Source organism: Falsiroseomonas sp. RANM36, assembly GCF_056682175.1.
Genome location: NZ_JBWXTD010000003.1, coordinates 1,827,021 through 1,833,719 on the forward strand (window position 1 = coordinate 1,827,021; position 6,699 = coordinate 1,833,719).

The following is a 6,699-nucleotide window of genomic DNA, read 5'->3' on the forward strand; positions in this document are numbered from 1 at the left end:
GCGGCGGGGGGGGGGGGGGGGGGGGGGGGGGGGGGGGGGGGGGGGGGGGGGGGGGGGCTCCGGCCCCCCCGGCCCCGGGGCGGCCGGCCCGCGGCGGGCACGGCCGCCGCCACGGCCACGGTAACGGTCGAGCGGCCCGACCCGCCGACGGCGACCGCCGCCGAGACGGCGCCGCGCCCGACGCCGCCGACGCCGCCCGCGCCGGCGCGGCCGGAGGCGATCAGCATGGAGACGCTGCAGAAGGCCGGCTTCGTGGTGCCCGGCGGCGCCGCGGCACGCTCGCGCGTGACCGAGGAGCTGAACGTCGTGCAGCACCAGATCCGGCGCATGGTGCAGGCGACGGAGCCGGCGGAGGGACGGATCCAGCGGCTCGTGCTGGTCACCAGCGCCCGCCCGGGCGAGGGCAAGACCTTCTGCTCGCTGAACATCGCCGCGCGGCTGGCGATCGGCTCCAACGAGCAGGTCATCCTGGTGGATGGCGACAGCAAGCAGCAGCACTCGATCACGCACCTGCTGGACCGCGACAAGGCGCCCGGCCTGCGGACGCTGGCGCAGGACCCGATGCAGCGGCCGGAGACGCTGCTGCAGCCGACCGGCATCGAGCGGCTGAGCTTCCTCTCCTACGGGCCGGCCGCGGCGGGACAATCCGGGCTGCCATCCGGCGCCATGCTGGCCCAGGCGATCGCGCGGCTCGCCTCGGCCCTGCCGAACCGGATCATCGTGCTCGACGCGCCGCCCTGCCTCTACACCAGCGAGCCGGCCGCGCTGGCCTCGGTGGCCGGGCAGGTGGTGCTGGTCGTCCGGGCGGAAGCCACCCAGCGCGACGAGGTGGAGGGCGCGCTGGACATGGTGGAGAGCTGCCCGAACCTGCAGCTCCTGCTCAACCGCACGCAGCTGGTGGCGACCAACACCTTCGGTGCGTACGACTACTACGGCTATTACAGTGGCTGACCGCGCCGCGACGCGCCGGGGCCGGCGCCCGCGGCGCAGCCGGACGGGCCTTGTCGCTGGCGCCCTGGTGGTGGGCTTCGCCGCGCCGACGACCGCGCAGGGCCTGTTCGGCGGCGAGGAGATCGTTGGTGCGGCCGGCGGTCCGTCGCGCCCACTCAGCCCCTTCATGATGCCGCTGGAATCCGGGCGCTCGGCCACGCCGAACTTCTGGCAGCCGGACCTGCTGCCCGATATCCCGGGCGCCCCCGGAGCGGCCGGCGCGACGCGGCCGGCCTGGCAGCTGGGCGGCAGCGTGCTCGGCTCGGCCTCCTACACGGACAACGTCCGCAACAGCGTGACGAACCGGGAGTCCGACATCTTCTTCACGCTGGCGCCGCGCGTGACGCTGTCCGCCGACACCGCCAGCATCGTCGGCGCGGCCACCTATTCGCCGCGGCTGCGCTACTACCTGCAGAACCCGAGCCAGAACGACATCGACCAGCGCTTTGCCGGGCAGGGCGTCGCCACGCTGGTCCAGGACCGGCTGTTCGTCGAGTTCAGCGCGGTCGGCGACGTGCAGTCCGTGTTCGGCGATTTTGTCGGCACCGACATCAACCCGGACAATACGCAGAACCAGGTGCAGACCGCATCCTACCGCATCTCGCCCTACTACCAGCAGCGGTTCGGCAATTTCGCGGTCGGGCGCGTGGGCTACGCCTTCCGCCAGGTGGTGCAGGACGGCAACGCGGCATTCGCCGAAGGGCAGACGACCCCCTTCTTCGTCTCGACGGGCTACATCTCGAACCAGTTCTACGGCACGCTGAATTCCGGCGAGTCCTTCGGTCGCCTGGGCTGGACGCTGACCGCCAGCTCCACCGACTACGACGGCGACAACGTCTATGACGGCGCCTACAACCGGGTCTATGGCGCGCAGCTGCGCTACGCGATCACGCGCGAATTCGCCGCGCTGGTCGATGGCGGCTGGCAGGACCTGCGGTACAACGGCGTCAATCCGTACGTGGTGAACGACCCCATCTGGGCGGTCGGCTTCCGCTACCAGCCGGACGAGACCAACTTCCTCAGCGTGCGCTACGGCGAATACGACGGCCAGACCTCGTGGTTCGCGCGCGGCGCGCTCGATATCGGCACGCGCACGCGGATGTTCGTGAACTACACGGAGCGGCTGTCGAATTCCGGCCTGCAGACCGGCGATTCGCTGGCGCGGCTCCGCGTGGACGAGCTTGGCAACCTGGTGGACAGCGGCTCCGGCGTGCCGGCGGCGCTCGCCTTCGGCAGCCCGCTGCAGAACATCCAGAGCGGCATCTTCCTGCAGCGCCGCGCCACGGTCGCCTTCAGCCACGCGCTGCCGCGCGACACGCTGTCCCTCGCCTTCAGCTGGCAGGACAGCGACCCGGTCGCGATCGCGCAGGGCACGCAGCCCTTCGGCCAGACCACCCGCTCGGCCAGCCTCGGCTGGAGCCACGCGCTGGAGCCGGCGATGACCTTCAACGCCGCCGTGCGCTACGGCATCAGCGAGTCGGACAACAACCCTGGCGACCGGCACAACTACTCCGTCACCGCCGGGCTGTCGCGTGTGCTGACCGAGAGCTTGGTCGCCTCGGTGCGCTACCAGTTCTCCAGCCGGGAGACGAACCAGGTCGGCGGCGCCGCCGAGCGGAACATCGTCACCTTCTCGCTGCGCCAGTCCTTCTAGGAGCATCGCGGATGCACATCGACATCTACGGCTTCCGCGAACATCCCTTCCTGATGACGCCGGATGCCCGGCTGTTCTTCCCCTCCACCGTCCACAGCCGCGCGCATGCGCATCTGATGTACGGCCTCGCCCAGGGCGAGGGCTTCGTCGTCGTCACCGGCGAGGTCGGCGCGGGCAAGACCACCCTGGTGGAGCGCTTCTGCGGCGACCTCGACCCGTCGAGCTTCGTGGTCGCGCGCATCATGACCACGCAGGTCGCCGGCGACGACCTGCTGCGGCTGGTCGCCGACGCCTTCCATGTCTCGGCGGAGGGCGACAAGGCCGCGGTGCTGCGCGGCATCATGACCGCGCTGCGCAGCGCCGATCGCCGTCACATCCTGATCGTGGACGAGGCGCAGGCCCTCACCCCCGCGGGGCTCGAGGAACTGCGGATGCTGTCCAACATCACCGATGGCGGGCGGGCGCTGCTGCAGACCATCCTGCTCGGACAGCCGCAGCTGCGCCGCCTGATCGCCAGCCCCGACCTGGATCAGCTGCGCCAGCGCATCCTGGCGTCGTTCCATCTCGGCGGCCTCTCGCGGGAGGAGACGCGCTCCTACATCGAGCACCGGCTGCGCGCCGTCGGCTGGAGCGGCAATCCCTCCTGGGACGACCGCGCCTTCGACATCGTGCATCGCTACACCACCGGCATCCCGCGCCGGATCAACCGGCTCTGCTCGCGCGTGCTGCTGGCCGGCGCGCTGGAGAAGGCGCCGCATCTCAGCGCCGACCTGGTTGAGGCGACGGCGATGGAGCTGGAGGACGACCTCGGCGCGGGCATGGTGCAGGGCAGCTACATGCCGGGCCTGCCGCGCCTGACGCCGGAGATGGAATCGCAGATCGAGGCGCTGGAGAAGCGCATCGACGGGCTGGAGCGCACCATGGCGCGGCGCGAGCGCGCCTTCACGCGGCTGATGGACTTCCTGGCCGAGCTGACCGGTCCGCGCCGATGAGCGCGCCCCCCCTCCGCAACGCGATGAGCGTGGACGTGGAGGACTGGTTCCAGGTCCAGGCCTATGCCGGCGCGATCAGCCGCGACCGCTGGGACGGGCTCGACCGTCGCGTCGAGGCGAACACCGAGCGCGTGCTGGCGATCTTCGAGCGTGCCGGCGTGCGCGCCACCTTCTTCACGCTGGGGTGGGTGGCGGAGCGCCATCCCGCGCTGATCCGCCGCATCGTCGCAGCCGGGCATGAGCTCGCCAGCCATGGCCACGGGCATGAACTGGTGCATCAGATCGGTCTCGATCGCTTCCGTGCCGACATCCGCCGCGCCAGGCGCGTGCTGGAGGACATCGGCGGCGTCGCGGTGCGCGGCTATCGGGCGCCGACCTTTTCCATCGGGCCGAAGCTCACGCCCTGGGCGCACGACGTGCTGGCCGAGGAAGGCCATGCCTATTCCTCCTCGCTCTTCCCGATCCGCCACGACCTCTATGGCGATTCCGAAGCGCCGCGCGATCCCTGGCTGCCCTCCGTGTTGGGCGTGCCGGAACTGCCGATGACGACCGTGCGCGCGCTCGGCCGGAACCTGCCCTGCTCGGGCGGCGGCTGGTTCCGTCTCGTGCCCTACCCGGTGTTCCGCACCGGCCTGCGCCGCGTCAACGCCGTCGAGCGGCGGCCCGGAATCTTCTACTTCCACCCGTGGGAAGTGGACCCTGGCCAGCCGCATGTGCCCGAGGCCAGCCGCGGCGCGCGCTTCCGCCACCGCGTCGGGCTGGAGAGCATGGTGCATCGGCTGGAGAAGCTGCTGCGCGATTTCGCCTGGGACCGCATGGACGCGGTCTTCGCCGACGCCATCGGCGGGGGGGGGGGGGGGGGGGCCCGCCCCCCCCCCCCCCCGCCCGCCGCGCAGCGCGCGGCGGATCTGGAACTCGAACTCCACGTTCAGCTCCTCCATCGCCTGGCGCACCGTGTCCTCCGCCGTGCGGCGCCGCGCGGCATCGGATGTGCCGCCCGGCAACGTCCGCTGGCGCCGGGCCTGCGCCTCCACGAAGCCCGCCCCCTGACCCTCGGCCGAGGCGATCTCGAGGCGCGCCACCATCCGCACGGTCAGCCGCTCGCCCGGCGAGCCGCCGAACAACCCGCCCGAGCCGCCGGTGCTCTCGCGGCGGAACTCCGCGGCCTGGGTGATGAAGCGCGCCCGGCCCGTGGTGCCCATCGGCACCAGGCGTTCCTCCGCCATGCGGCGCATCTCGACATCCGGCCGCAGCGGCGCCGGCTCGTCCACCCGCACCGCGCCCGCGGCCGGCGGCACGATCTCCACCTCCGCGACATTCAGCCGCAGCGGCGTCAGGTGCCGATAGCCGGTGACCAGCGGCGGCAGCGGTTCCGGCTCCCCGCCGCCGCCGGCGCAGGCGGCGAGCAGGCCCGGCAGGGCGATCAGCAGCGTCCGGCGCTGCGGCAGCAAGCGTTTCGCGGCAGGCATGCGGCGACCCTAACCCGGAACGGGCGCCGAGGGAAAATCACGCCCTGCCCGCGCGGCTCTGCACCTCGTCGCGGTCGAAGCGGAAGTCGAGGTTGCAGAACTCGCAGGTCATCGTGATGGCGCCGTCCTCGGCCATGTGATCCAGGTCGTCCGGCGGGAAGCCTTCCAGCACCTGCGCCAGCCGCGCGCGCGAGCAGCGGCAGCCATAGGACAGCGCACGTGCCCGATCGAGCGCCAGGCCCTCGGCATGGAACAGCCGGTGCAGCAGCCGGTCCGACGGCAGCGCGTCGTCCAGCATCTCCTCCGCGGTGATGGTGCCGGCCAGCACCAGCGCGGTCTGCCAGGCATCCTCCTGCTCGGCGGCGTCGGATTGCGGGTCCACTCCGCCTTCCCCGGCCACGCGCTCCAGCACCAGCGCGCTCGCGCGCCAGCCGGCCTCGGTGCGGGCGCAGGCCAGGTGCACCTGGCTCTGCAACTGCTCCGAGCTGCGGAAATAGGCCCCGGTCATGTCGGCCAGCGTCACGCCCTCCAGCGCGACGATGCCCTGGTAGCGGTCCATGTCGGGCCCCTGGTCGCAGGTGAAGGCGAGGTAGCCCGTCCCCAGCAGTGCGCCGGCCGGCGGCGCGGGCTCGGCGCGCAGCATCTTGGCAAGCTTCGCCTCGTCCGCCCTTGCATAGCCTCGCAGCGCCCCCGATTCGGTGCAGTCCGCCAGCAGCATCGGCACCGGCCCGTCGCCCTTCGCCTGCAGGCTGAAGGACCCGCGGAACTTCAGCGCGGTGGCGAGCGCCGCGGTCAGCGCCATCGCCTCGCCCATCATCGCCAGCACGGCGGGATGCAGCGCCGGGTGCCGGCCAAGCAGCGCATCGGCCAGCGGGCCGAGCCGAACCAGGCGCCCGCGCACCGGCTTCAGATGCAGGTGGAAGGGCTGCACCCCGCGCGGCACCACCAGGTCGGGCACCGGAGGCCGTTCATGGTTCAGGAAGGCCGGAGTGGCCGAAGGCAGGGTCGGATCGGTCAAGGACGAGGCGCCGGATGCAGGGGGACGCCGCATAGATAGGCACGATCCGTCCAGGCGGCCATGCGGCGGAGTCGGCCCGGCGATTTCTCAATTCCATGTCATCCGTGAGCAAGGTATGGAGCCCCGCCACGACGGAGACCGCGATGCGACACCGTATGTCCATGGCACGAGGCCCCCACCGATGCTGAGCGCCGCGGCGTGGCATCTGCCGGCGGCGGCGGCCGGGCTCGGCAGCCTGGCCGGCGGCGAGGCCCCCGCGCTGGCGCGCGCGGGTCTGGCGGCGGTTGCGGTCTTCCTCGCGGTGCTTGGCACCGCCGGCCCGGACGAGCAGGCGGCGCCGGCCGGGCTCGACCCGGCGGCCATCAGCCGTCCCGCGGCCGCGCTCTGCGCCGCCGGGCTTGCGATGATCGCCCTTCTGGCCGGTGGCCTGGCGGCGCTGGTCTGGAGCGCGCAGGGCCCCGCCCCGTCGCTCGGCCTGGTGGGGCTGGCACTGGGTTGCGCGGCCGGCGCCCTGGCCTTGGGGGGGGGGGGCCCCCGCCCCCCCGGGGGGGGGGGGGGGGCCCCCGGGCCGGGGGG

At 72.8% G+C, this 6,699-nt stretch carries 6 protein-coding genes; 5 read left to right on the forward strand and 1 reads right to left on the reverse strand.

Annotated elements, in window-relative coordinates; translation table 11 throughout:
• From AC1MIR_RS13685 to AC1MIR_RS13700, 4 genes are all read left to right on the forward strand, one after another.
• On the forward strand, positions 1-951 hold a 951-nt coding region (locus AC1MIR_RS13685; RefSeq protein ID WP_480028698.1), incomplete at its 5' end, for a tyrosine-protein kinase family protein.
• The gene (locus AC1MIR_RS13690) at positions 944-2,644 is read left to right on the forward strand and encodes a TIGR03016 family PEP-CTERM system-associated outer membrane protein (RefSeq protein ID WP_480028699.1); all 1,701 of its coding nucleotides are present in this window, start codon (positions 944-946) and stop codon (positions 2,642-2,644) included. The genes AC1MIR_RS13685 and AC1MIR_RS13690, both read left to right, overlap by 8 nt.
• A gap of 11 nt (positions 2,645-2,655) precedes the next feature.
• Entirely contained in the window at positions 2,656-3,636 is a 981-nt protein-coding gene (locus AC1MIR_RS13695; RefSeq protein WP_480028700.1) for an AAA family ATPase, read from the forward strand.
• On the forward strand, positions 3,633-5,222 hold the full coding sequence (locus AC1MIR_RS13700; RefSeq protein WP_480028701.1) for an XrtA system polysaccharide deacetylase: 1,590 nt from the start codon (positions 3,633-3,635) through the stop codon (positions 5,220-5,222). The genes AC1MIR_RS13695 and AC1MIR_RS13700 overlap by 4 nt, the downstream gene beginning before the upstream one ends.
• On the opposite strand, the gene hslO is transcribed toward AC1MIR_RS13700, so the two are convergent.
• On the reverse strand, positions 5,143-6,123 hold the full coding sequence (gene hslO, locus AC1MIR_RS13705; protein WP_480028702.1) for an Hsp33 family molecular chaperone HslO: 981 nt from the start codon (positions 6,121-6,123) through the stop codon (positions 5,143-5,145). The genes AC1MIR_RS13700 and hslO overlap by 80 nt on opposite strands.
• Positions 6,124-6,304: 181 nt before the next feature.
• On the opposite strand from hslO, the gene AC1MIR_RS13710 reads away from it, so the two are divergent.
• Positions 6,305-6,699 (forward strand): hypothetical protein (locus AC1MIR_RS13710; RefSeq protein WP_480028703.1); only part of this gene is annotated, 395 nt, incomplete at its 3' end.

What these genes read in the sequence shown, in the direction of transcription:
- AC1MIR_RS13695 (WP_480028700.1), top strand. Translation starts at nt 2,656, where the DNA reads ATGCACATCGACATCTACGGCTTCCGCGAACATCCCTTCCTGATGACG.
- AC1MIR_RS13700 (WP_480028701.1), top strand. Translation starts at nt 3,633, where the DNA reads ATGAGCGCGCCCCCCCTCCGCAACGCGATGAGCGTGGACGTGGAGGAC.